This is a genomic window from Blautia sp. HCN-20427, from assembly GCF_037890365.1.
Lineage (GTDB): Bacteria > Bacillota > Clostridia > Lachnospirales > Lachnospiraceae > Blautia.
This window is the reverse complement of record NZ_JBBKBX010000002.1, coordinates 115,879-138,989: the sequence shown is the minus strand read 5'-3', so window position 1 is coordinate 138,989 and position 23,111 is coordinate 115,879. Positions and strand designations below refer to the sequence as shown.

Below are 23,111 nucleotides of genomic sequence, written 5' to 3'. Positions count from 1 at the left end.
ACCTTTCTTTCTGTCTTTTGTCAATTCTTTTCCCCTTCTTACGTTCCTCTCTTATCTTCTCTGAAAAATGTTAAAAAAAGGACGACCCCCTCACTGGCTGTCGTCCTTGTATATCTTTTTAATTTCCTGAGATAACTCCCGGTTCAAATCATCCAAATCAATACCGATTCCGCTTCCCATATAAGGTATCTGCTGCTTTTCCCTTGGCTCGTACTGCCGCTGTCCCACCTGGTACTCCTGAGTTCTGTCAAGGTCTTCCCTGTCACCTCTGTCTGTAGCTTCTTCTTCCGGCGGCTGATAATCGCTGTCATAATCTCCGTCATCATAATCATCATCCGTAAAAATACTTCTCCGTTTTTCAAGCGCCTTGTCCTTTGCCGTTTTCTTTGCGGAACCTTTCTGAACTACTTTCGTTTTCTTTACAACTTTCTTCTTCCTTCCTGTGGGAAGTCCGCCTCTCTTCTTCCTGCTGCCGGAAGGAAGGTGAAATACTTTTGCTTCCCAGTCCTCTCCTTTCATCAGCGGCGCTGCCTGTACTGCAGCTCCGATAACAGCCAGTATGATGCCCAGCACCAACTCCCCGCCTGTATTTTTTGCCATCATGGCAAAGAGCAGATGAATCCCTCCAATACCGCCGCAGACTGCCGTAATTCCGATAACCATCTGCTTTTCATATCCCAGAGCCAGCGTTCCTGCAAAAACGCCTGCCACCAGTGCAATGATATGCTGGGTCAGAGATGCATCCTCAAAGAAGGTGAGTATCAGAGCGTAAACCAGCCCGGTACACATGAAAAAAACGCCGAACTTATAAAGCAGCCAGGCCAGAAGCCCAAAAATCAAAGCTCCTGCCGCACCGCAGACCAGAGCCATCACTTTGTCCTGCAGGAAATAGTATCCTGCAGCTCCGCCGCCTCCGGCTCCTGCCAGAATTCCCAGGATACAGCCCCAGACTTTGCGAAGCCGATAGCCCATGAAACAGTTCAAAAGTGCAAAAACTGCCCCCGCAAGATAAATCACCACCATATACTGCTGTGGAATTGTATCCCAATACTCCTTCATACGTTCCAGTACCTGTGATATCTGTATATTCATAAATCCTTACATTCCTTTCAGATATACATGCTTAATATATTTCAGTGTTTCCTTTTCGCCTTTTTCCGCCAGCATGCGAAGCAGCTGTTCCAAATCCCGGTTGGTGTCCTCATGGACAAACCACAGTTTTTCCTTGCTGGCCAGAAAATACTGCAAAGGCGCCTCGTCTGTATACGTATCCGGATGATAATTCCGGGAGGCGCTAATGCGGTCCATAACCATTTCTGCAATGTATTTCCGCGGCATGGGCACGCCCCGGATAACGGTATTGCAGTCAATGCCATAATCTACCCAGTGTTCAAAATGATGCTTGTTCCTCCCATAATGGTGTATCCAGGAGGTGGAGAGCCCGGTTGCTTCCCGCTCTGCATTGTTGGGACTCCGATTGCCCTGATAATATTTACAACCCACGGAAAACTCTGTCCAGGAATACTTGGACAAATCGTGAAGAAGCCCCTGTTTGTAAAGTCCTATTTTAAAGCAATATTTCATCACTAAAAGCTTGTGCCTTGTAATCGTCTTAAAATGTTCCCAGCTCCGCATGTCTTTTCGTCCTGCTTTCCTTTTAAAATCATAATTGTCCTGGGAGGAACCAGCAGGGTCTTATCCTCTGCTTTATGGACCCCTCCGTTCTCTTCCTGGTCTGTCCGCATAACCATGTTCCAGATAATTTCTCCCGGTATGCCCGGAAGTGCAATTTCATGAGCCACCCAGTGGAAATTTACCGCCAAAAACAAAAACTCCCGTTCCTGCCCGCAGTAATCTCCGCAGTACATCACACCCAGACAGCGAAGGCTTTTTTCCTTAGGAACATACCAGGCCTGATTGCCGTGATAAGAAATATCAGGATACCCAAGCGCCTGGTAATCTATACCTCTTGGCTCTTCGTCCATATGAAAAACGCTGTTTTCTTTCCTAATGGCAATGGCTTTTTTCACAAAGGTAAAAATCGGCTCGCTGCGCTGTATGCCGCTCCAGTCTATCCAGCCCAATTCATTGTCCTGACACCAGACATTGTTGTTTCCCTTCTGGGTATTGCCCCATTCATCTCCCTGATAAATCAGCGGCGTCCCCTGGGCAGACAAAAGAAGTGCAAAGGCATTTTTCAGCTGCTGCAGCCGCAGCTTCCGAATACTTTGTTTCCTGGTAGGGCCTTCCGCTCCGCAGTTCCAGGTACAGTTGTATTCGATACCGTCCTGATTGTTTTCTTTGTTTGCCTCATTGTGCCGCTCCTCATAAGATACCATATCCATCATGGTGAACCCGTCCTGGTCTGCCACATAATTAATGACGCCGCTGCAAAGGGGATTTCTTTTGCTGCGGAACATGAACTCCTCCATCATGCCCTCTTCTCCCTTCAGAAGACGGCGCATACAGTAGAGAAATCCTTCATTGTATTCTGCCGCCCCTTTATAAAAAGGCTTTTCCCGGTTCAGAATGGTCTCTCCATCCACATCGTGAAAAAACAGTTTGCTTCCCGCCAGAAGCGCGTCTTTCATAAACAAGGCCTGGGGAATGTCTTCTCCCATAAGGTGAAATCCATCCACATGGTACTCGGTTTTCCAGTAGCGCAGAATATCCAGTATCGTGGAGGGCGCTGTCTCCTTTTCAAAATAAAATTCCATGAGGCATTCCAGATTGGCGCTGTGAAGGGCATTTACCAGATGTTTAAATTCTTTCACCGGGCTGGCCGTGGCGGAAAATGCCGCCTTTGGAGCAAAGTAACAGGCCTCCCCCGTATAGCCCCAACAGTTTACCCGCCAGACATCCTCCTTCTCCTGCTTCGGCGCGCAGGAATATTTTTTGCTTCTGGTCTGTAATCCCATACGCTCCCGATACTCATAAGCAGGCATTAAAAGCACACTGGTAACTCCCAGTTCCTGCAGATAGGGAATCTTTTCCTCCAGACCTGCGAATGTGCCTTTTTTCTTCACTTTGGAACTTCTGTGCATGGTAAAACTGCGCACCTGTACCTTATATAAAATAGTATCTGACAGAGTTTTTGGCCGAAATTCCCTGTCTGTCCATACAAATTTATCTTCTTTATATCTGCAGCAAGGTTCTTCTTCTCCCGCTTTTCCAAAGTCCGGCATATGACAGAGGCTCTGTGCGTAAGGGTCTTGCCGCACAACTCCGTCTATACGGAAATTATACCAGACTTCTGTGCCCGTCAGTCCTGTAACTTGAAGTGAAAGCAGATTACCCTGTCTGCTTTCCTCCGGAAAAGGAAATACAGTAAGGATTTTTTCTCCGTCTTTTCGCTCATACAGCAACAGTTCTGCCTTGCTTTCCGGGAATACCTCTGCCGTAAATACGTAAGTTCTCCCTTTTCTTTCTATACCCGGGCGGCATGGGATTCCCGGTACTGCCTGTATTTTTTCTTCTGTCTCTATCCTTTTGCTGTTCATGCCGTCACCTCATTTCTCTGCCTCATGAATGCAAAGATTCCTTTTCTGCACACATTTTTTTCATATAATCATAAACTGGCGCTGCATGGGCTTCATCTGTCAACGTCACCAAAACATCGCCGGCCTGCAGCATGGTTTTTCCTTTGGGAATCAATTCTGTACCGTTTCGCTTTACGGCCACAAGCAGGCAGTCGCCCGCCCAGTTAATCTGCTGTATCTGCTGCTTATGCAGCGGACTTCCATGGCAGATAATAAATTCCTGGAGAATTTTGCCTCCTGTCTTTTCCGGCACCTGCTGGCCTCTTCTTCTTAAAAGAGAATCCAGAAGGCTTTCGTAAATAGGTTCCGATTTCAGTCCGGAAGCTACCAGATAAGCTACAATAGATACCAGTGACATGGATAACATTTGGCTAACCTGCCCCGTCATCTCAAAAATCAGGATAATTCCTGTAATCGGCGCTCTTACAATGGCTGTAAAATACCCGGCCATAGCCAAAAGCACAAAATTGCTGATATAAGAAGCCTCCAGTCCCATATATTTCACGGCAAAGGTGCTGTACATGCCTCCGAGCAAAGCCCCCAGTACCAGAAGCGGAAAGAAAATACCGCCCGGCGCCCCGGAACCAAAGCAGATAAGGGAAAACAAAAATTTTACTGCAAACAGCACTGCAAGGGATTGCAATACCATATTCCCCCGTGCCGCCATATCAATAAGTCCATGACCGCTGCCCAATACCTCCGGCAGCAAAAGCCCCAGAACGCCTGCCAGCAAAAAAGGAATCAGAAGTCTTGTGGTTTCATTCAGCCCTTTTGCCTTAAAATACAGCCCCTGCACCCATATGGTCATCTTATTATAAAAAGCCCCCATAACGCCCAGCAAGACTCCCAGAATCACAATATGCCAGTAATACCGGGGTGCCACTTCCTGTCCGATATCAAACTGAAACACAGAAGTAAATCCCAGAAATTCGCCGGATATGTAGTCTGCAGTAATGGAAGCTGTCATAACAGATACCAGTACAGATACAGAAAAATTTTTATGTATTTCTTCCAGAGAAAACAGAACCCCTGCAAGCGGAGCGTGAAAGGCTGCCGCAAGTCCGGCGCTGGCGCCGCAGGTCAGCAGGTACCGCTCCTCCGTCTTTTCTCTTTTTAACGCTTTGGAAACTGCCTTTCCCGCCATGGCTCCAATCTGAATAGACGGACCTTCTCTTCCCAGAGAAAGACCGGAAAACAGGGACAGAAAACCGCCCAGAAACTTGGCCGGAAGTACCTTCCACCATACCTGGTCCAGTTTTCCCATCATTTCTCCCTCTACCTGAGGAATACCGCTGCCGGAAATCATGGGTTCAAACTTCACCAGTTTGCCTACAATACAGGCCAGAACAAACAGTGCCAGAAACCAGCCTCCTAAAAGAGCGGGATATTTCCGGGCATATTCCAGAACAAGATTCATTCCCCTGCCCGCGTACTCCAGAAGCACCCGGTACAAAAGCACAACCAGTCCGGCAACGATACCCACCAGAAATCCTTCTGCCGTGAGAATAGTTTTAAAATGTTCCGCCCGTTTCAGCAGATGTGATGTACCTTTTTTCAACGTTCTTTCCCCTCTTTTCTTAACATAGACATTTTCATTATACTTGTCCTATGGCAAAATTGCAAATCCTTTCTGTGGTTGCATTCCCTCGGTCCATCTGTTAAAATATGAGCAGATATCACATACGAGGAGGCTAATTATGAGCGAAGAAACTTATACAACCAATCTGGATTCCTGCAATCCCAGCGACTGTGCATCCTGTACCGCCAACTGCTCCAGCGCAGGCGGCAGCAGCCAGGGCAGCATTCCGAAGGTTCCGAATCCTACTATCAAACTGACCCTGGATGACGATTCTGTCCTGGAATGTGCCGTGCTGACAACCTTTCCGGTAGAAGGCTTTGGCGAATACATTGCCCTTGTTCCTCTGAACAAAGACGGCAAAAATACAGACGGAGAAACTTACCTCTTCCGTTATGCAGAAGAAGGCAATACTCCTGTTGTAAGCAATATTGAAAGAGAAGATGAATATATGGCTGCAGCAGAAGCCTTCCATGACTTCATTGCAAACCTGAAAAGTGAAGAAGAGTTGGCCGCAGAAACAGAAGAATAATCTTTTTCATACAAAACCGAGGCTGTCGCACTTCGTGCATATTGACAGCCTCTTCTCTCTTTATTCAGCAAAATTTATGCTGGGAATGCCAATCTCGATTTCCACATCTTTTTCATAGTCCACATTCTCAAATCCAAACCCAAACATATGATAAAAATCCTCCCAGTATCCTTGAATATCGGCAAGGTTTTCTACATTTTCCGTGGTAACCTGTTCCCATATTTCCCACACCCGGCTCTGGATATGTTCTTCCAGTTCCCAGTCATCCATACGAATTCTGCCCGCCTCATCTGTGGGCGGATTTTCCTCCAGTAACTTTTCCCTAAACAGCCTCACCATCTGTTCGATACATCCCTCATGGGTATGTGCTTCCTTCATCACACCATAAAGAACAGCAAAATACAGCGGTACAATGGGAATCGCTGCGCTTGCCTGAGTCACCAAGGCTTTGTTTACGGAAATAAGCGCCCTTACGTCCGGAAATTCCTCCCGAATCACACGGGCCGTTTTTTCCAGATGACGCTTGGCCTGTCCAATGGTTCCGTCATAATAAATGGGATATGTGAGCCTTGGTCCAATGTAGGAATAAGCTACAGTCAGGGCATTGTCTTCCAATACATCTGCTACTTTTAAAGCCTTTATCCAATCCAGCCAGTCCTCTCCCCCCATAACCTTTTTCGTGCCTTCCACTTCTTCCTCTGCAGCAGGTTCTACCGTTTTTGTGACAATGGTATGATTCCGCAAATCCATACTTTTTTCTGTAAAAGGCTTCCCTGTTGTCTTTAGAGCCGATACCCAAGTCTTCCCCTGTGTATCGGTTCTTCTGGGCGCCGCCAGACTGTAAATCACCATATCTGCTTTTCCCCAGTCTCTTTTAATCAGGGCAATCGTCTCCTCCTTTACAGCTTTTGAAAAAGCATCGCCATTAATGGATTTCGCATAAAGTCCCGCTTTTTGCGCTTCCTCTTCATAAGCAGCCGTATTGTACCAGCCCGGTGTAGCTGTTCTTTTGCCGTTTGACGGCTTTTCAAACATAATACCTATGGTTGCCGCCCCACAGCCAAACCCGGCTGTAATCCGGCTGGCCAGACCGTATCCTGTGGAAGCGCCTATTACCAGCACCTTTTTTGGCTCCTGTTTTCTGCCTTTCTTTCTTTCCTGGCTTCTTACATAAGCAATCTGTCTTCTCACATACTCCCTGCAGCCCTCTGGGTGAGCTGTGGTACAGATAAATTCTCGAATTTTCGGTTCAACCTTCATCTTATCCTCCTGCAAGCAGCGTATTGTTTCTTTAAAACTGCTATGATTTTCAATTATTTTGTATTTCAAAGTATTTTAGCACAAAAAAAAATAATATGCAAGAGTTTTCCTCTCCTGCATATTATCTCTGCTTTCTCAGCGTTTCCCTGTAGTGCTGCCAAAGCCGCCGTTTCGCACTGCTTCTGTGTCATCGTCCTCCGTAATGCCGTACTCCAGAAAAATCCCCTGTGCAAATCCCGTTCCTGCCGCTACCTGCACCGTTTTTTCTTCATTGGAATCATTGGTAATTTTAATAAAAATATGGCCTTCATTATCCGAATAGAAATAATCGCTGTCAATAATTCCCACAGTGTTGTTTAACTGCAGGCGGTACTTAAAGCCCAGACCGCTTCTGGGATAAATCTTCAGCACCCAGCCGCACTCCATTTCAGCCCGGATTCCAGTAGGAATTTTTATAGTTTCTCCTGGCTTCAGTTCAAAGTCCAGGGGACTGAAAAAGTCATAGCCAGCGCTTCCCGCTGTAGCTCTTTTGGGCAGCCGGATGTTCTCATAAATCTTCTGAATCTCTTCTTCGCTCGCCGCGCCAAAAGAATCTCTCCATCCTTCTGCAAACTGTTTTTCGCTTACTTTATGAAATTTTGCAATTCTCTTCATGTTGTCCTCCTATGCATGCAATACAATCTTACCCGCCTCTAAGGTCCGGGGCACATCAATCACTCTCTGATTTGCACTGCCCTTCCATTTCAGGGAAATATCTTTCTGAGCCTCAATAAACTCTCCGTCTACCAAAACATCCAGATTGTTCAGAACTTCTAAATCCTGTATTTCTTCCCACAAAAATCCGGTATACAGCCATATGGTCTTTTGGGGATATTTTTCTTTCAATTCCTTTGCAAAAGCCGTAACTTCTTCCACATTTCTCCAATGCAGAGGGTCTCCGCCGGAAAAAGTAATCCCCGCAATGTAGCTCTTCTCCATTTGCTCAAAAATTTCCTGCTTTGCAGCCTCATCAAAAACCAGGCCGCCGTTGGGATCCCAGGTCACCGGGTTCTGGCAGCCTTTACAGCCGTGGTCGCAGCCTGCCACCCACAGTACCACCCGAAGGCCGTCCCCGTTTAACATATCATCTTTTGTAATATTGTGATAACGCATGAATCTTCACCTCTGTACTCTGTTGATGGTTTCTTTTATTTTCTCAATCCCGGCTGTCAATTTCTCATCTGCACTATCTGCATCTACAGATAGCATGCAGACATGGTCTTTCCACAGAATTTCCTGTCCCGAAAGATTCCCCTCGAAATGCTCCATGGGTATGATGTTAAGGATTGCAGCTTCTTTTTTCCAATCCTTTGCAATCACCCAATAAGTGGAATCACTGGAAGTATCACAGGCTGTAATGCTGTATCCCTCTGCCAGCCATTCCTGGGGCACCTGGAAAGTAAAAGTATAATCTCGGAAAACAGGCTCGTAGGTTGTGTTACTGGTAATCGTATAAGTATTCCCTTCCGCTGAAATCTCATCTCTTTTGTGCGTTTCTTTCCCTTTTAAAAGCTTTTGTATATTTTCCTTCTCAAAGTCATTGAGATTACTTTCCTGAAAATCCTCCGGCTCTGTGCTCGCCTCGTACCAGGGCTGCGCTTCAAAATACTGTCGGATACTTTCCGTCTGAAAAGCATATCCATGGCGGGCATATATTTCATTGACAGCAAGATTATACCAGTTGGGATTATATCCGTCTACCTTGTCCTCCAGGAAGTCCTTCCTATAGACAGAAGGAGAGGTGAGTTCTGTGTCTTCTAACATTTGTTTATCAGAGTCTTTGCACAGATAAACCCCTTTATCCTCTGCTTTTACTCCGCTTTCTGTCCCCTCTCTGTCAATACGTTTTTTCCATCCCGCCGGATGTTCCTGAGCCGTTTTCTCTTCTTCCGCTTCCGAAAGATGTGCCTCTTCCTTCTGGCCGCAGCCTGACGCTCCCAATAACAGAAGCAGCATAAAAATCCCCATTCGTTTTCTGCCCATATTTTCACCTCCCATACAGAATGCCGCAATACTTCCCGTGAAGTCCAAAAAGGGGCGCACTCTCTTCGTGCCGCCCCTTCTGTTCATTTCTGTATCCACCTGTTTTCACAGTTTTTATGCCTCTTCCGGAACATCTTTCATGCTGAAGCTGATACGTCCCATTTTATCTTTTCCAAGGCATACTACTTTCACAACATCACCCAGAGAAAGCACATCTTCTACCTTGTTGATTCTTTCTTTTGCAATTTTGGAAATGTGAACCATACCCTCTTTGCCTGGTGCAAATTCCAGGAACGCACCGAATTCTTTAATGCTGATAACCTTTCCTGTGAAAATCTGACCTTCTTCAAAATCTGTGGTAATGGTCTGGATATATTTTACAGCTTTATCCATCATAGCCTGGTCCGTACCACATACAGATACTGCACCGCTGTCATCAATGTCAATTTTCACACCTGTCTCGTCGATAATCGCATTGATAGTCTTGCCTCTCTGACCTACCACATCACCGATTTTTTCCGGGTCAATCTGAATCTGCACAATCTTAGGTGCATATTTGCTTACGGCGTTTCTCGGCTCTGCAATACATTTTTCCATAACTTCTGTCAGAATGTATTCTCTGGCCTCTTTTGTTCTGGCAATGGCTTCTTCAATAATCTGCCTTGTCAGACCATGAATCTTAATATCCATCTGAATGGCTGTGATACCGTCATGCGTACCGGCTACCTTAAAGTCCATATCTCCGAAAAAGTCTTCCAGTCCCTGAATATCTGTCAGTACCAGATAGTCGTCATCGGTTTCCCCTGTTACCAGACCACAGGAAATACCTGCCACCGGTTTCTTAATCGGCACACCTGCTGCCATTAAGGACATGGTAGATGCACAGATACTTGCCTGAGAAGTAGAACCGTTGGATTCAAAAGTTTCAGATACTGTACGGATTGCATACGGGAATTCTTCTACGCTTGGAATCACCGGCACCAATGCTCTTTCTGCCAAAGCTCCGTGTCCGATTTCACGGCGTCCCGGTCCTCTGGACGGCTTTGTCTCACCTACAGAGTAGGACGGGAAATTATAGTGGTGCATATAGCGTTTGCTTACTTCAAATTCATCTAAGCCATCCAGTCTCTGTGCTTCTGACAATGGAGCCAGCGTGGTAACGGTACAAATCTGAGTCTGGCCTCTGGTAAACATCGCGGAGCCATGTACTCTCGGAATCAAATCCACTTCTGCTGCCAAAGGACGAATCTGTGTAATAGCTCTTCCATCCGGACGTTTGTGGTCTTTTAAAATCATTTTGCGGACGGTTTTCTTCTGGTACTGGTAAACAGCTTCGCTCAGTACAGCCAGCCATTCTTCGTTGTCTGCAAAAGCCTCTTCCAGTTTTTCTGTAATCGCGCGGATGTTTTCTTCTCTCACCTGCTTTTCATCTGTAAAGACTGCTTTTTCCATTTCTTCCGGAGTTACAATCTCTTTTATAGCTGCAAACAGTTCTTCCGGAACTGCACAGCTTTCATAAGTGTGTTTTTCTTTTCCGCATTCTGCAACAATTTTATCAATAAATGCAATGATTTCCTGATTTACTTCGTGGGCTTTGAAAATTGCCTCAATCATTTTTGCTTCCGGAATTTCATTTGCACCGGCTTCTATCATGATAACTTTTTCTCTGGTAGACGCAACCGTAAGCTGTAAATCAGAGATTTCTTTCTGAGCCAGAGACGGATTTACCACCAGTTCCCCGTTTACCATACCCATCTGTGTAGCCGCACATGGTCCGTCAAAAGGAATGTCCGAAATACAGGTCGCAATAGAAGACCCCAGCATAGCTACGACTTCCGGATTGCATTCTGTGTCCACAGCCATAACCATGTTATTTAAGGTTACGTCATTTCTGTAATCCTTTGGAAACAGAGGACGCATAGGACGGTCAATAACACGGGAAGTCAGAATCGCATGTTCACTTGCTTTTCCCTCTCTTTTGTTAAATCCTCCCGGAATTTTGCCTACCGCGTACATTTTTTCTTCATACTCTACACTTAATGGGAAGAAGTCAATTCCTTCTCTTGGTTTGTCAGACGCGGTTGCAGTAGATAATACCGTGGTATCCCCATAACGCATAAATGCTGCGCCATTGGCCTGTTTTGCAACACGTCCGATGTCTACGGTCAGGGTTCTTCCTGCCAGTTCCATTGAAAAACTCTTATACATATTTTTTCTCCTTTTCATTTCTCACAGCAATTTCTGTCCGAAACAACTAAAAAACACATTTCCCGGTCTGTAAATGCACTTTTCAGTGGTCTCGGCATCAAAATTTCTTGTGCTGTTTCATTTCGCTTCTTACGGTAAAAACAGGGCGGGAATCCTCCCGCCCCGTCTTCTGGTTCTGATTATTTTCTAAGACCCAAACGCTCGATTAAAGCACGGTATCTTTCAATATCAGTTTTCTTCAGATATGCAAGTAATCCACGTCTCTGACCTACCATTTTCAGAAGACCTCTTCTGGAATGATGGTCTTTATGGTTCACTTTCAGGTGCTCTGTAAGTTCCTGAATTCTTGCTGTCAGTACAGCTACCTGTACTTCCGGTGAACCTGTATCGCCTGGTGTTCTTGCGTATTCTGCCATAATAGCCTGTTTCTTTTCTTTAGAAATCATGTTTGTTGTCCTCCATATTTTTCATTTATCGCCTGTGATTAAGGAGCGGTTGGAGATTCCTGCTTCTGAACCACGGCTGTCTTCAACGTTTTGAGTATAGCATATACCCAGAGGAATGTAAAGACAAAACTTTCGCTTTTTCTATGCAATCTTATAGCCGGCCTGCACAAAAGCCCGTTCCAGTTTATTCACCCTCTCGGTAAGATATTCCACCTTTACTTCGTAAACGCTGTTCGTATCTGCCGCTTTTATAGAATGATTCAGTTTTTCCATTAAAGACAGGTGATTTTCTGCCAGAATGGAAATGGCTCTGTTCGTAAAATTTTCCAGTTCTACTCTCGTTTCCTTCAAAGTTGCTTCTACGACGCTCATTCTGCCTTCCAGAGAGGATACCCTCTCTTTCAATTCGCTGACATCCTCCTTCAACTGCGCCACGTCTGTTTTAAGCTGTGCCACATCTGTCTTCAATTCGTTGACGTCTTCCCTCAGTCCCCCCAGTTCTTTTCTGAATTCACTCATCTGCTCTAAGAGCAAATCCAATTTCTGACTATCTGTCATAATAAGAGCCTCCTTGTATTTTTTCTTGTCGTCCTATGCAAGGATTTCTCTTTTGTAAAATATTTCTGTATATAATACTACCATGGAGTTCTGAAAAAATCCATCCGCAAGCATTCACAATTCGACAAAAAATATATCTGTATTTTACGTTTGCAAAAAGTGATATTGCACAAACTCATTTTTATATTTCCTTCTGCTTTTTCAGGAACCGGAAAGTACCCTTACCGCCCATACCGCATTTTCCCAATATACATTTGACACCTTAATTCCCGTAGCCGCGCTGCTGGCATGCACCACCTGGCCGTTTCCAATGTACAAAACCACATGATAAATACTGCCTCCATCTGCATAAAAAATCAAATCTCCCGGCTGGGCCTCCTCTACCGCAATCTTTGTCCCTGCCTGCGCCTGATCCGCCGCCACTCGGGGAAGAGAAACCCCAAAATTCTGATATACGCTCTGGACAAACCCGGAACAGTCCGCTCCGTTTGTAAGACTTGTCCCTCCCCATACATAGGGATTTCCCACAAACTGCAGGGCATATGCAGCAACCATTTCACCTTTTCCGCTGATTTCTGCGGAAGTTTTTGCTGCCTGAGCCTCTGCCTGCTGACCGTCTGTAGCTTGACGTGAAATCCTATATGCATACACAGGCTCCTTCTTCTGAGTCAGCGCCAGATATTCTTTCTGTGTAACTCCCGTAATCAGATAGTCTTTAAACACATATCCTTCAATTCCGTCTGATATAATACGGCACCAATCTCCCGCATCTTCCAGTACCTTGCAGCAACCTTCCTTGGGAAGCTGTGCAGACACTCCATACTCTGTTCCCGCTCCGGTACGGATATTCAGACAGGTATTGACCTTTGCATATGCCACCCGTTCTTCTCCCTCCTGGGGCATTGCCAAAACCTCTGTACTTCCCATAAACATTCCTACAGCCAGGAAACCTGCTGCCAGCATACTTTTTTTATATGTTTTTCTGCTTTCTTTACCGTCTTTCCCTTTTTGAATACTTTCCCTATTTTCCTTTTTCCGCATAACATACTCCTTTTTTATTTTTATGAAATGAAAAAAGCCCAAGGTTTGCGTTCCTCAGGCTTATCTTTTGTATATTATACGCTTTTTATGATTTTGGTTTGTACTCTGTACTACATTCTGCACTCGTTTAGGACTGTTATGTAAAAAATTTCTTAAAAATCCTTCTTCTATCATAAGCGAAATTTCCATACTTGTCCATATCATTTTTGAAAAAACGCTCGACCTGTTTCTACATCCTGGTTGAGCTGCTTTTTCAAATCTTCCAGAGAATCAAATTTCTTTTCCGGGCGCAGATACTGATAAAAGCGAACTTCCGCTTCCTGCCCGTACAAATTTTCATTGCAGCAGAAAAGATAGGTTTCCACTCCCAGGAAATTTTCCCGCACCGTAGGTTTATACCCTACGTTGGTGATACCCTCATAAATTTTCCCGTTTATCAGAGATTTGGTAATATAGACCCCATTGGGTGGAAGCTTCTTGATTTCCGGCGGAATCAGATTGGCGGTAGGAACACCGATAGTTCTTCCAAGCTGTCTTCCATGGACAATCTCGCCTCTGGTAAAATAGGTATATCCCAAAAGCCCATTGACTTTTTCCATATTTCCCTTTTCCAGTTCTTCCCGGATATACGTACTGCTGATATCTCTGGAACCATCTTTTTCCTTTTCCACAATTTCCACAGTAAATCCGTACTCTTTTCCAAGCTTCTGCAGCATTTGAGGATTTCCCTCCCGCTTGTGTCCAAAACGAAAATCCGGACCTACAGCCAGATATTCTGCATGCAGCCGCTCTACCAGATATTCTTTTACAAACTGTTCCGGCTCCATGTGCATCAGTTCCTCTGTGAAGGGACACTCCGCCAGAATATCTACCCCTCTTTCTTCGGCAAGCTCCCGCCTCTCTTCATAGGTAAGCAGAAATTTAGGAGGAACTTTCAATATATAAGAGCGGGGAGAAACATCAAAAGTAAAGACCACAGCCCGGCAGTCTTCTCTGCGTTTTTCACTAATGCAGTGAATCAGCTTCTGGTGCCCTCTGTGCAGTCCATCAAATTTTCCCAGCGTCACGGCGCTTCGTACTCCCTGTTCCAAATGAGGAATTTCTGTTGTATAAATCATAACTGCTCCTTCACGTCGTTTTCTGTAAAGCCCCGGCAGAATGAAAGTCTTCAGGGGAAGAAAAAATCGTCACCGGCTTATACTGTCCTTTTACTTCCTGCCACTCATAAAGTCCCACAAAGATTCCTGTTTCTGTATACATACGCACCCTGCCTGTATGTTCCGGCTTTTCTGCCGGAATGGCATTGCCGTTTTTCAGCATTTTTGTAAAAGTTTCTGCCGCATAAAAAGCAGGATAGTCTGCAAACATTTCTTCCACTGAAACAATTGCTTCCTCCAGCTTTCCCTGGATTTTTTTTTCTTCAATCGCAGACAGTTTCAGACTGTCCTGAATGTCAAACCGGTCTACTCTGGTACGCAGCAGACTTTCCATACAGCCCATGCAGCCCAGTTTTTCCCCTATATCATGACATAATGTCCGTATGTAAGTTCCTTTGGAGCAGGTAACAGAGAATCGGACAAAAGGCAGTTCCATAGACAGAATACGAATTTCATAAAAAGTGACGGGTCGTGGCTGCCGTTCCACTTCAATGCCTTCTCTTGCCAGTTCATACAGCTTCTTTCCCTTGACCTTCAGCGCGGAATACATGGGAGGAATCTGCATCTGTTCTCCCACAAAGCTTTCCATGCAAGCCCGTACTTCCTCCTGCGAAACACGCACCTCGCACTCCCGCTTTACAACGCCCGAAATATCCTGTGTATCGGTATCCAGACCCAAATGCAGAACCGCTTCATATGTTTTACGCTTATCCGTCAGCAGCCCGCACAGCTTAGTTCCTTTTCCCAGACAAACGGGAAGCACTCCCTCTGCGTCTGGGTCCAGTGTTCCTGTATGTCCGATTTTTTTCTGGTGCAGAATTCCACGAAGTCTGGCAACCACATCATGGGAAGTATATCCCTTTTCCTTATACACGTTGATAATTCCGTTTATCATTTGCTCTCACATCTTTCCGGCAGCCGCTTTTCTATGCAGCGCAGCAGATTATTGATAACATCATAAGCAGACCCCTGAAGCGTACAGCCTGCTGCCATAACATGACCGCCTCCGCCAAAATAAGAAGCCACTTCATTGACGTCCACCTTTCCGTTTGAACGAAGGCTGACTTTAAATTCCTGTACCTTCTGTTCATACAGGAACACGGCCACTTCAACACCTGCGGTTACACGAAGCTGCTGTACAATGCCGTCCAAATCCTTTGGCTCTACATGATAAAAATCCATATCCTTTCTGCGAACAACGCCAATGATACACTGTCCATCTAAAACCAGAAGGCTTTCCATCAGGCATCTTCCCAGAATCTGATTCTGTATATAAGTTTTTTCATAAAAAGATTTATCTACGATTTTAGAAAAATCAATTCCCTTTTCCATTAATTCCGCGGCAATCCGCATCGTTTGAGGCGAAGTACAGGAATACTGAAAAACCCCTGTGTCATTGGCAATGCCTGTATACAGGGCTTCTGCCACTGGCTTTGTCACTTTTTCCTTTTCCAGAAGTGTATACAAAACCTCAGAAGCAGAACTGGCCTCCGGCTGAATCACATTGATTTCTGCAAACCCTTTATTACTGATATGATGGTCAATGCAAATGGTTTTTTTGGCTGCCTCAAATGCCTCCAGAGCCACGCCCATACGATTTTTCACACTGGTATCCAGCACGAAAAACACATCATAGATTTTTTCTTCTGTATAAGCAGTCTTGATCTCCTCTGTTCCCTGCAGAAACAGCAGACTTTCCTTTGGGGACTCCAGATAAATATCGGTTTCGATTTCCGGGTAATTCTCTTTCAGATATAAATACAATCCCATGCAGGCCCCCACGCAGTCACCATCCGGACGTACATGTCCGGCAATGGCTGCTGTGCGGATTCCCGTTAATTCACTGGTTATCTTCTCCATCTTCCAAAACCTCCTGTTCACCCGCATGTCCGGTCACCTCATCAATGAGTTTCGACATGGTAACTCCATATTCAATGGATTCGTCCAGAATAAAACGGATTTCCGGAGTATTTCTAAGATTAATACGTTTTGCAAGCTGTCTGCGGATATAACCTTCTGCGCTCTTTAAGCCTGCAATGGTATTTTTCTTCGCTTCTCCGTCTCCCAGAACACTGATATAGGCTCTGCAGGTTTTTAAATCCGGCGCCACCTCTACCGCTGTCACAGAGGTCATGGGGTGGATGCGCGGGTCTTTGATTCCTTCCCGGATTAAATTCGCCAGCTCATGCTGTACTTCTGCATTTACCCGGGTATTTTTAATACTGTTTTTTCTCATATTCTACTTCCTGTTCCGGCGAAAGTTTCCAGCCCTTTGCTGTCTGGCAGCCTATCTCGGAACTTCCACCATAATATATGCTTCTACTTTGTCTTCTTCTTTAATATCGTTGAAATCTTCAAATACCAGACCACATTCATAGCCTGCTTTGACTTCCTTCACATCATCTTTAAAACGCTTCAGAGACGCCAGCGCACCTTCAAAAATCTGCTCGCCCTCTCTGGTGATACGAACCTTGCAGTTTCTCTGGAAAATACCGTCCAGCACATAAGAACCTGCGATGTTGCCCACACCGGAAGCCTTGAATATCTGACGCACTTCTGCGTGTCCGATGACTTTTTCTTCAAATACAGGGTCTAACATACCCTTCATAGCTGCCTCTACATCCTCAATAGCCTGGTAGATAACGCGGTACAGACGCAAATCCACACCTTCCTGCTCTGCCACAGATTTGGCCGTAGCGTCCGGACGCACGTTAAAACCAATGATAATGGCATTGGATGCGCTGGCCAGGGTTACGTCGGATTCGGTAATGGAACCAACACCGCCGTGGATAACTTTTACCACAACCTCTTCGTTGGAAAGTTTTACCAGACTCTGTTTTACGGCTTCTACAGAACCCTGTACGTCTGCTTTTACAATAATCGGCAGTTCTTTTAAATTGCCTGCCTGAATCTGGCTGAACAGATCGTCCAGAGACATTTTTGCCTTGGTTTCTTCCAGCAGACGGTTTTTATTTTCAGAAACAAAGGTTGCCGCAAAGTTTTTGGCTTCCTTGTCGTTTTCTGTCACCACCAGGATTTCTCCTGCATTTGGCACATCGCTGAGTCCCAGAATTTCCACTGGAGTGGAAGGACCTGCTTCTTTTACCTTTCTTCCCTTATCGTCAATCATGGCACGGACTTTACCTGAACTTGCGCCTGCTGCAATAAAGTCTCCCACACGAAGGGTACCTTTCTGTACCAGAATGGTTGCCACAGGGCCTTTTCCTTTATCCAGCTCTGCTTCAATAACCAGACCTCTGGCTCTTCTGTTTGGATTTGCCTTTAATTCCCCAACCTCTGCAGTCAGAAGAATCATTTCCAGAAGATTGTCAATGCCTTCTCCTGTGTGTGCGGATACCGGTGCAAAAATGGTGCTTCCGCCCCAATCCTCCGGAATCAGTTCGTATTCGGATAATTCCTGTTTTACTCTTTCAATATTTGCGCTTGGTTTATCAATCTTGTTGATGGCAACAATGATTTCTACTCCTGCTGCTTTTGCATGGTTGATAGCTTCTACCGTCTGCGGCATAACACCGTCGTCTGCAGCAACTACTAAAATGGCAATGTCTGTGGCATTGGCGCCGCGCATACGCATCGCTGTAAACGCCTCATGTCCCGGTGTATCCAGGAAGGTAATCTTCTGCCCATCTACATTTACCATGTACGCGCCAATGTGCTGGGTAATACCTCCGGCTTCCCGGTCTGTCACATGTGTCTTTCGGATACAGTCAAGAAGAGAAGTTTTCCCGTGGTCAACGTGACCCATAACACAGACAACAGGCGGTCTGGAAACCAGTGTGCTTTCGTCTTCTTCGTCTTCTTTCAGAAGTTCTTCGATAACGTCCACCTTTTCTTCCTGCTCTGCAATAATGTCATAATCCAGTGCAATTTCCTGTGCTTTTTCAAAGTCGATTTCATGGTTTACGGTAACCATAACGCCTTCCAGGAACAGTTTTTTCACAATGACAGACGGCTGCATTTTCATCTTTTCAGCCAGTTCACGAATGGTCATTTTTTCTGGAAGTGTGATTTCCTTTACTTCCTCTCTCTTTTCTTCCTTCGGATGGGTTACCGGTTTCTGCAGCTGCATAGCCTTTGGAATTCTCTGGGTCTGACGGCGGCCTCCCTGATTCGGGCGCTTGCTCTGATTCTGGTAATCATCCCTCTTATTGTCTTTTTTCTTATTTTCTCTGTTGGCCTTGCGGCTGTCTTTTTCTACAAACTCCAGCTTCGGTGCATCAAACTTGCTGCCCTGCTCTCTTCTGCCTTCGTTTCTTCCTCCGAAACGATTGTTGGAACGTTCTCCATTGTTATTTCCGCCAAAACGGCCATTGGAACGCTCTCCATTGTTGTTTCCGTTATAACGGCCATTGGAACGTTCTCCGTTGTTGTTTCCGTTATAGCGGCCATTGGAGCGCTCTCCGTTGTTATTTCCGTTATAACGGCCATTGGAACGCTCTCCGTTGTTGTTTCCGTTATAGCGGCCATTAGAACGCTCTCCATTGTTATTTCCATTGTAACGGTTGTTGGAACGTTCTCCGTTGTTGTTTCCATTGTAGCGGTTGTTGGAGCGGTTATCCCCGTTATTCCGGTTGTTGGAACGATTCTCTCCATTATTATTGCTGTTATAACGGTTATTATTCGGACGGCCTTCTCCGTTTCCGTTGTTATTATTATAGCGATTATTATTTGGACGGTTGTTTCTGTTCTCCTGTCTCATGGATTCCTGTGTACCTCTGTTTTCTCCCTGCCGGTTATTCTGACGTTTTTCATTGTTTTTCTGTTCCTGACTGTCATTTGCCTGACGCTGGGGTTTCTGTCTGTGCTCTGGCATATGACTGGCATTCTGAGGGCGGAACACCTGAATGATTTTTTTCTTTGGTTTTTCACCGTCTTCCTGCTTAGCAGCATTTCCACCTGCAGAAGAGACATTTCCCTTTCTGTAATTTGCTCTTACCATATCGGCCTGTGATTCATCCACATTGCTCATATGGCTTTTTAACTCTATATTTTTGGATTTCAGAAAATCTAAAATCTCCTTATTGCTTTTGTTTAACTCTTTTGCGAGTTCGTAAACCCTTGACATATATTGCCCTCCTTCTACGTGTTAATGTCCTGTTTTTTCCAGCTTTTTCACCATTGCCACAGCAAAATTTTCATCTGTCAGCGCTAATGACGCCCGATATTCTTTTCCTATGGCGCTTCCCAACTCCTCCTTTGTTCCAATCCTATAAAAAGGTACTTCGTAATACGTACACATATCTTTGAACTTTTTTCTTGTGTTGTCCGATGCGTCCTCTGCCACAAGCACCAGAAAAGCCTTTCCTGACTTTACTGCATTTTCTGTGGCAAACTCTCCGCTGACAATCTTTCCGGCCTTTGCCGCAAGTCCCAGAAGGGACAGCTCTCTATAACTGTTCAAGCTTTTCAAACTCCTTTGTCAGGCTTTCATACACTTCTTTTGGTATGGCTGTTTTTAAAGACCGCTCCAGCCCTTTATTTTTTATGGCTTTCTCCAGACATCCTTTGTCAAAACACAAATACGCTCCTCTTCCGTTTTTACGTCCTGTAGCGTCCAGAATAATTTCATCCTCCGTTGTCTTTAAAACACGGAGCATTTCTTTTTTACTCTTCATTTCCCCACAGCCCACGCATTTGCGCATAGGAATTTTCCGTACTGTACTCATAGCGCCACCTTACTCTTCCATTTCTTCTTCCAGATCTGCGTATGCTTCTGCAGCGTCCTCTGACTCCTCTGCATAGTCCTCTTCTGTATAATTCTGTGCCGGTTCTTCCTCTGCATACTCCTGAGATTCTTCCCCGTTTTCGTAATACTGGAAGTCGCCGGCTTCTCTGGCCTGTGTTTCACTCTTAATATCAATCTTGAAGCCTGTCAGTCTGGCTGCCAGTCTGGCATTCTGTCCTTCTTTGCCAATAGCCAGGGATAGCTGAAAATCCGGTACGATAACCATAGCTGTTTTCTCTTCCGGGTCTGCCATAACAGAGATAACCTTTGCCGGGCTCAACGCATTTTCAATCAACAGAGCGGGGTTGTCACTCCAGTTGATAATATCAATTTTTTCGCCTCTTAATTCCTCTACAATAGAATTGACTCTGGCGCCGTTCATACCAACGCATGCACCAACCGGGTCTACATCCGGGTCATTGCTCCATACGGCGATTTTGGTACGGGAACCGGCTTCTCTGGCAATGCTCTTAATTTCAACCGTTCCGTCCTTCACTTCCGTAACCTCTGCTTCAAAGAGACGTTTTACCAGTTCCGGATGGGTTCTGGAAACCAGAATCTTCGGTCCCTTTGGTGTGTCCTTGACTTCCAGAATATACAGTTTGATTCTCTCTGTAGGCTGGAATACTTCTGTCTTCACCTGCTCGTTTTCTGTCAGAACCGCATCGGCCTTGCCAAGATTAATGCTGTAGTTTCTTCCCATGCTTCTCTGTACAATACCAGTGACAATATCACGTTCTTTTCCGTAATACTGGTTAAAGATTACTTTTCTTTCTTCTTCGCGGATTTTCTGCAGAATCACGTTCTTGGCATTCTGTGTGGCAATACGTCCGAATTCCTTTGATTTTACTTCCACATTCACCACATCTCCCAGAGCATACTGGGAATTCATCATCTTTGCATCTGCCAGACTGATTTCTGTCACAGGGTCCATAACTTCTTCTACTACGGTTTTTTCAGCAAACACACTGAAATCACAGGTCTCATGGTTAATATTGACCTTGATGTTGTCTGCCTTTCCAAAATGATTTTTGCACGCCTGAAGCAAAGACTGCTCAATCGCCTCCAATAATGTGTCTTTGCTGATGGATTTTTCTTTTTCCAGAATATTCAGCGCTTCTAATAACTCTGTGTTCATTTTTTTATTTCCTCCTAAACTCTCTATGGTTCTATGGTTTTAAAAATCAAAAGCAAGACGTATCAGTGCAATGTCTGATTTCTGGAAGGTTTTTTCTTCTCCCTCACAATCAATGGTTACACTGTTTTCATCATATGCCGTCAAGATTCCATAAAATTCCTTTTCCCTGTTCACTGCGCGGTAGGTTCTGATTTCCAGTTCCTTTCCCATGCTTCGTTTGTAATCCTTCTCTTTTTTCAAAGGTCTTCCAAGCCCCGGAGAACTGACTTCCATAATATAAGTATCCTCAATAAAGTCTTCTTCATCCAGTTTCTCGGAAAAGGCCCGGCTGACCACCTCACAGTCTTCCACTGTAATTCCCTGGGGTTTATCAATGTATGCCCGCAGATAAAAGCTGCTGCCTTCCTTTACATATTCCACGTCTACCAGTTCAAAACCATGAGCAGCCACAATGGGCTCAATGAGCGCTTCTGCTTTCTGTTCATATATTTCTTTCTTACTCACGTTTTCACCTTCCTTCGGCTTGTCATTCACACTTACATCCTTTGCACAAATGATAAGAGTGGACCCTTTGGCCCACTCTTATGCTATCGTTATTATCTAGTTCTCTAATAGGATAACACTATTTACCGGAACTTGCAAGTTCTTTTTTGGCAGGCATACTCCAGACCAGTACCAACAGCCTGTCCGAGCCCCCGGAATAGATGTCCCAGGAAATTCCCTCTCCCGGCCGGAGTACAGAGGCATTCTGTGCCGCATCCTGAACCAGACTTCCATTTACCAGAGCTTCCGCTGCCTGGTCATAGGCTTCCTGACTGCCGAAATACAGCTCCGTCTTCCGGGCTCCTGCATTCATATCCCTTAACAGGACATTATAAATCTGGTTGTAATCATAGCTGTCATACCAGCAGCCCGCATTTTTGTAATAATTATAGCTGTCACCCTCGCATACAGGAAGCGGAATATCATCGTTAGGAATATGAGTTTCTCCCAGAAATTCCCCTGTGCAGCACAGATAGCTGTAATAAATCTCCACTTCTGCCTGGCTTTCATCCTCATAGTTAGGATTTCCCCAGGTCGTATCCACATAGTAATACTTTTCTCCTATTTTCACCAGATTCCATGCATGACTGGAATTTTCTTCATCGGCTATCTCTCCCACAACCAGCGTGCAGAAAATGCCCATTTTATTCAGGAGATACTGCGTCGCTTTGGAATAACCCATACAGACTGTTTTTCCGCCCAGAAACACACTGCGGATATTCTGATTGTCCGGACTGTTTTCATCATAACTGACATTTCGAATCAAAAGCTCATAGACCGCCTTGATTTTCCCGTAAGTATCTGTTTCCCGGGGAATGGTTTCCAGCCATTCTTCCGCCTTTTCCTCTATCTGCCGCTTCAAATCCTGGGCTTCTTTTTTACTTACCAGATAAGTGGGCGCAATTTTCATGCCCGCGGAAGAACCGTCGCTCCATTCTTCTTCCCAGTACTGAAAAGCTCCGTCTGTCCAGAAATATTCCGGGTGGTCAATCATCGCCATATTAACAATCACAGACAGCCGTTCCTCAGAAACCGGCGACAGGGAAATTTCCTCCTGAAATTCCTCCAGCCCTTTGATAAACTGACGGTAAATCTTCTGCTCTTCCTCCAGCAGCGACTGATATCCATAGTATAAGGCAGTCTGGGACTCCTCCAGTTCCTTTTCCGGAAGGTCTTCATTCAAAAGCTGTCCTATGGTAATCTCTGTTTCCTTTTCCTTTGAAAAAGCTTCCTTCCACGCTCCGGCACTGCAGCCTGCCATGCTTTGTGCCAGCAGAACCGCCGCAAACAGTATTCCCCATCTGTTCCCTTTTCTTTTCAAATCGCACCTCTTCTTTTCCCGGAT

23 protein-coding genes are annotated in these 23,111 nt (G+C 45.2%); 1 reads left to right on the top strand and 22 read right to left on the bottom strand.

The genetic code is table 11. The features are described 5' to 3' along the window. Positions 1–90: 90 nt before the first annotated feature. Genes WKT17_RS01745 through WKT17_RS01730 form a run of 4 tightly spaced genes read right to left on the bottom strand, consistent with a single transcriptional unit; the run spans position 91 to position 5,097 of the window. Positions 91–1,092, bottom strand: a complete 1,002-nt coding sequence (locus WKT17_RS01745; protein WP_173747331.1) for a hypothetical protein — start codon at positions 1,090–1,092, stop codon at positions 91–93. Between the two features lie 6 nt (positions 1,093–1,098). Then, entirely contained in the window at positions 1,099–1,635 is a 537-nt protein-coding gene (locus WKT17_RS01740) for a DUF5662 family protein (RefSeq protein WP_173747330.1), read from the bottom strand. Then, the gene (locus WKT17_RS01735) at positions 1,587–3,500 is read right to left on the bottom strand and encodes a glycogen operon protein GlgX (protein WP_180211070.1); all 1,914 of its coding nucleotides are present in this window, start codon (positions 3,498–3,500) and stop codon (positions 1,587–1,589) included. The genes WKT17_RS01740 and WKT17_RS01735 overlap by 49 nt, the downstream gene beginning before the upstream one ends. A gap of 22 nt (positions 3,501–3,522) precedes the next feature. Beyond that, complete coding sequence (locus tag WKT17_RS01730; RefSeq protein WP_173747329.1) at positions 3,523–5,097, bottom strand: ClC family H(+)/Cl(-) exchange transporter; 1,575 nt, start codon at positions 5,095–5,097, stop codon at positions 3,523–3,525. A 139-nt stretch (positions 5,098–5,236) separates the two neighbouring features. Between WKT17_RS01730 and WKT17_RS01725 the strand changes: the two genes are divergently transcribed. Beyond that, positions 5,237–5,647 carry a DUF1292 domain-containing protein gene (locus tag WKT17_RS01725; protein ID WP_173747328.1) on the top strand — a complete coding sequence of 137 codons (411 nt, stop codon included), beginning with the start codon at positions 5,237–5,239 and terminating at the stop codon, positions 5,645–5,647. A gap of 60 nt (positions 5,648–5,707) precedes the next feature. On the opposite strand, the gene fabV is transcribed toward WKT17_RS01725, so the two are convergent. From fabV to WKT17_RS01635, 18 genes are all read right to left on the bottom strand, one after another. Continuing rightward, a complete protein-coding gene (gene fabV / locus WKT17_RS01720) occupies positions 5,708–6,907 on the bottom strand; it encodes an enoyl-ACP reductase FabV (protein ID WP_173747327.1) in 1,200 nt (399 codons plus the stop codon). A gap of 135 nt (positions 6,908–7,042) precedes the next feature. Further along, entirely contained in the window at positions 7,043–7,561 is a 519-nt protein-coding gene (locus tag WKT17_RS01715; protein WP_294542855.1) for a dUTP diphosphatase, read from the bottom strand. Between the two features lie 9 nt (positions 7,562–7,570). Then, the gene (gene nrdG / locus WKT17_RS01710; protein ID WP_173747325.1) at positions 7,571–8,059 is read right to left on the bottom strand and encodes an anaerobic ribonucleoside-triphosphate reductase activating protein; all 489 of its coding nucleotides are present in this window, start codon (positions 8,057–8,059) and stop codon (positions 7,571–7,573) included. A gap of 6 nt (positions 8,060–8,065) precedes the next feature. Continuing rightward, positions 8,066–9,016 (bottom strand): YARHG domain-containing protein, encoded by a 951-nt coding sequence (locus WKT17_RS01705; protein WP_173747324.1) that lies wholly within the window; start codon positions 9,014–9,016, stop codon positions 8,066–8,068. Positions 9,017–9,043: 27 nt separating this feature from the next. Beyond that, the gene (locus WKT17_RS01700; RefSeq protein WP_173747323.1) at positions 9,044–11,137 is read right to left on the bottom strand and encodes a polyribonucleotide nucleotidyltransferase; all 2,094 of its coding nucleotides are present in this window, start codon (positions 11,135–11,137) and stop codon (positions 9,044–9,046) included. 179 nt (positions 11,138–11,316) lie between these two features. Next, entirely contained in the window at positions 11,317–11,583 is a 267-nt protein-coding gene (gene rpsO / locus WKT17_RS01695) for a 30S ribosomal protein S15 (protein ID WP_111920841.1), read from the bottom strand. A gap of 141 nt (positions 11,584–11,724) precedes the next feature. After that, complete coding sequence (locus WKT17_RS01690; protein WP_340271802.1) at positions 11,725–12,141, bottom strand: hypothetical protein; 417 nt, start codon at positions 12,139–12,141, stop codon at positions 11,725–11,727. Between the two features lie 201 nt (positions 12,142–12,342). Beyond that, complete coding sequence (locus WKT17_RS01685; RefSeq protein ID WP_173747321.1) at positions 12,343–13,182, bottom strand: C40 family peptidase; 840 nt, start codon at positions 13,180–13,182, stop codon at positions 12,343–12,345. 200 nt (positions 13,183–13,382) lie between these two features. Then, the gene (locus WKT17_RS01680) at positions 13,383–14,300 is read right to left on the bottom strand and encodes a bifunctional riboflavin kinase/FAD synthetase (RefSeq protein ID WP_173747320.1); all 918 of its coding nucleotides are present in this window, start codon (positions 14,298–14,300) and stop codon (positions 13,383–13,385) included. Positions 14,301–14,310: 10 nt separating this feature from the next. After that, the gene (gene truB / locus WKT17_RS01675) at positions 14,311–15,234 is read right to left on the bottom strand and encodes a tRNA pseudouridine(55) synthase TruB (protein ID WP_173747319.1); all 924 of its coding nucleotides are present in this window, start codon (positions 15,232–15,234) and stop codon (positions 14,311–14,313) included. After that, positions 15,231–16,199: a DHH family phosphoesterase gene (locus tag WKT17_RS01670; RefSeq protein ID WP_173747318.1), complete on the bottom strand. Its 969-nt coding sequence runs from the start codon at positions 16,197–16,199 to the stop codon at positions 15,231–15,233. Before WKT17_RS01670 ends, truB begins: the two co-directional genes overlap by 4 nt. Then, a complete protein-coding gene (gene rbfA / locus WKT17_RS01665) occupies positions 16,180–16,575 on the bottom strand; it encodes a 30S ribosome-binding factor RbfA (protein ID WP_173747317.1) in 396 nt (131 codons plus the stop codon). The genes WKT17_RS01670 and rbfA overlap by 20 nt, the downstream gene beginning before the upstream one ends. Before the next feature lie 51 nt (positions 16,576–16,626). Beyond that, entirely contained in the window at positions 16,627–19,425 is a 2,799-nt protein-coding gene (gene infB, locus WKT17_RS01660) for a translation initiation factor IF-2 (protein ID WP_173747316.1), read from the bottom strand. A 21-nt stretch (positions 19,426–19,446) separates the two neighbouring features. Then, the gene (locus tag WKT17_RS01655) at positions 19,447–19,761 is read right to left on the bottom strand and encodes a L7Ae/L30e/S12e/Gadd45 family ribosomal protein (protein ID WP_173747315.1); all 315 of its coding nucleotides are present in this window, start codon (positions 19,759–19,761) and stop codon (positions 19,447–19,449) included. Beyond that, positions 19,748–20,026 carry an RNase P modulator RnpM gene (gene rnpM, locus WKT17_RS01650; protein WP_173747314.1) on the bottom strand — a complete coding sequence of 93 codons (279 nt, stop codon included), beginning with the start codon at positions 20,024–20,026 and terminating at the stop codon, positions 19,748–19,750. Before rnpM ends, WKT17_RS01655 begins: the two co-directional genes overlap by 14 nt. Before the next feature lie 9 nt (positions 20,027–20,035). Next, positions 20,036–21,223: a transcription termination factor NusA gene (gene nusA / locus WKT17_RS01645; protein WP_173747313.1), complete on the bottom strand. Its 1,188-nt coding sequence runs from the start codon at positions 21,221–21,223 to the stop codon at positions 20,036–20,038. A gap of 39 nt (positions 21,224–21,262) precedes the next feature. Continuing rightward, positions 21,263–21,727, bottom strand: a complete 465-nt coding sequence (rimP, locus tag WKT17_RS01640) for a ribosome maturation factor RimP (RefSeq protein ID WP_173747312.1) — start codon at positions 21,725–21,727, stop codon at positions 21,263–21,265. Between the two features lie 118 nt (positions 21,728–21,845). Continuing rightward, complete coding sequence (locus WKT17_RS01635) at positions 21,846–23,087, bottom strand: transglutaminase domain-containing protein (RefSeq protein WP_340271800.1); 1,242 nt, start codon at positions 23,085–23,087, stop codon at positions 21,846–21,848. Between the last annotated feature and the right edge of the window lie 24 nt (positions 23,088–23,111).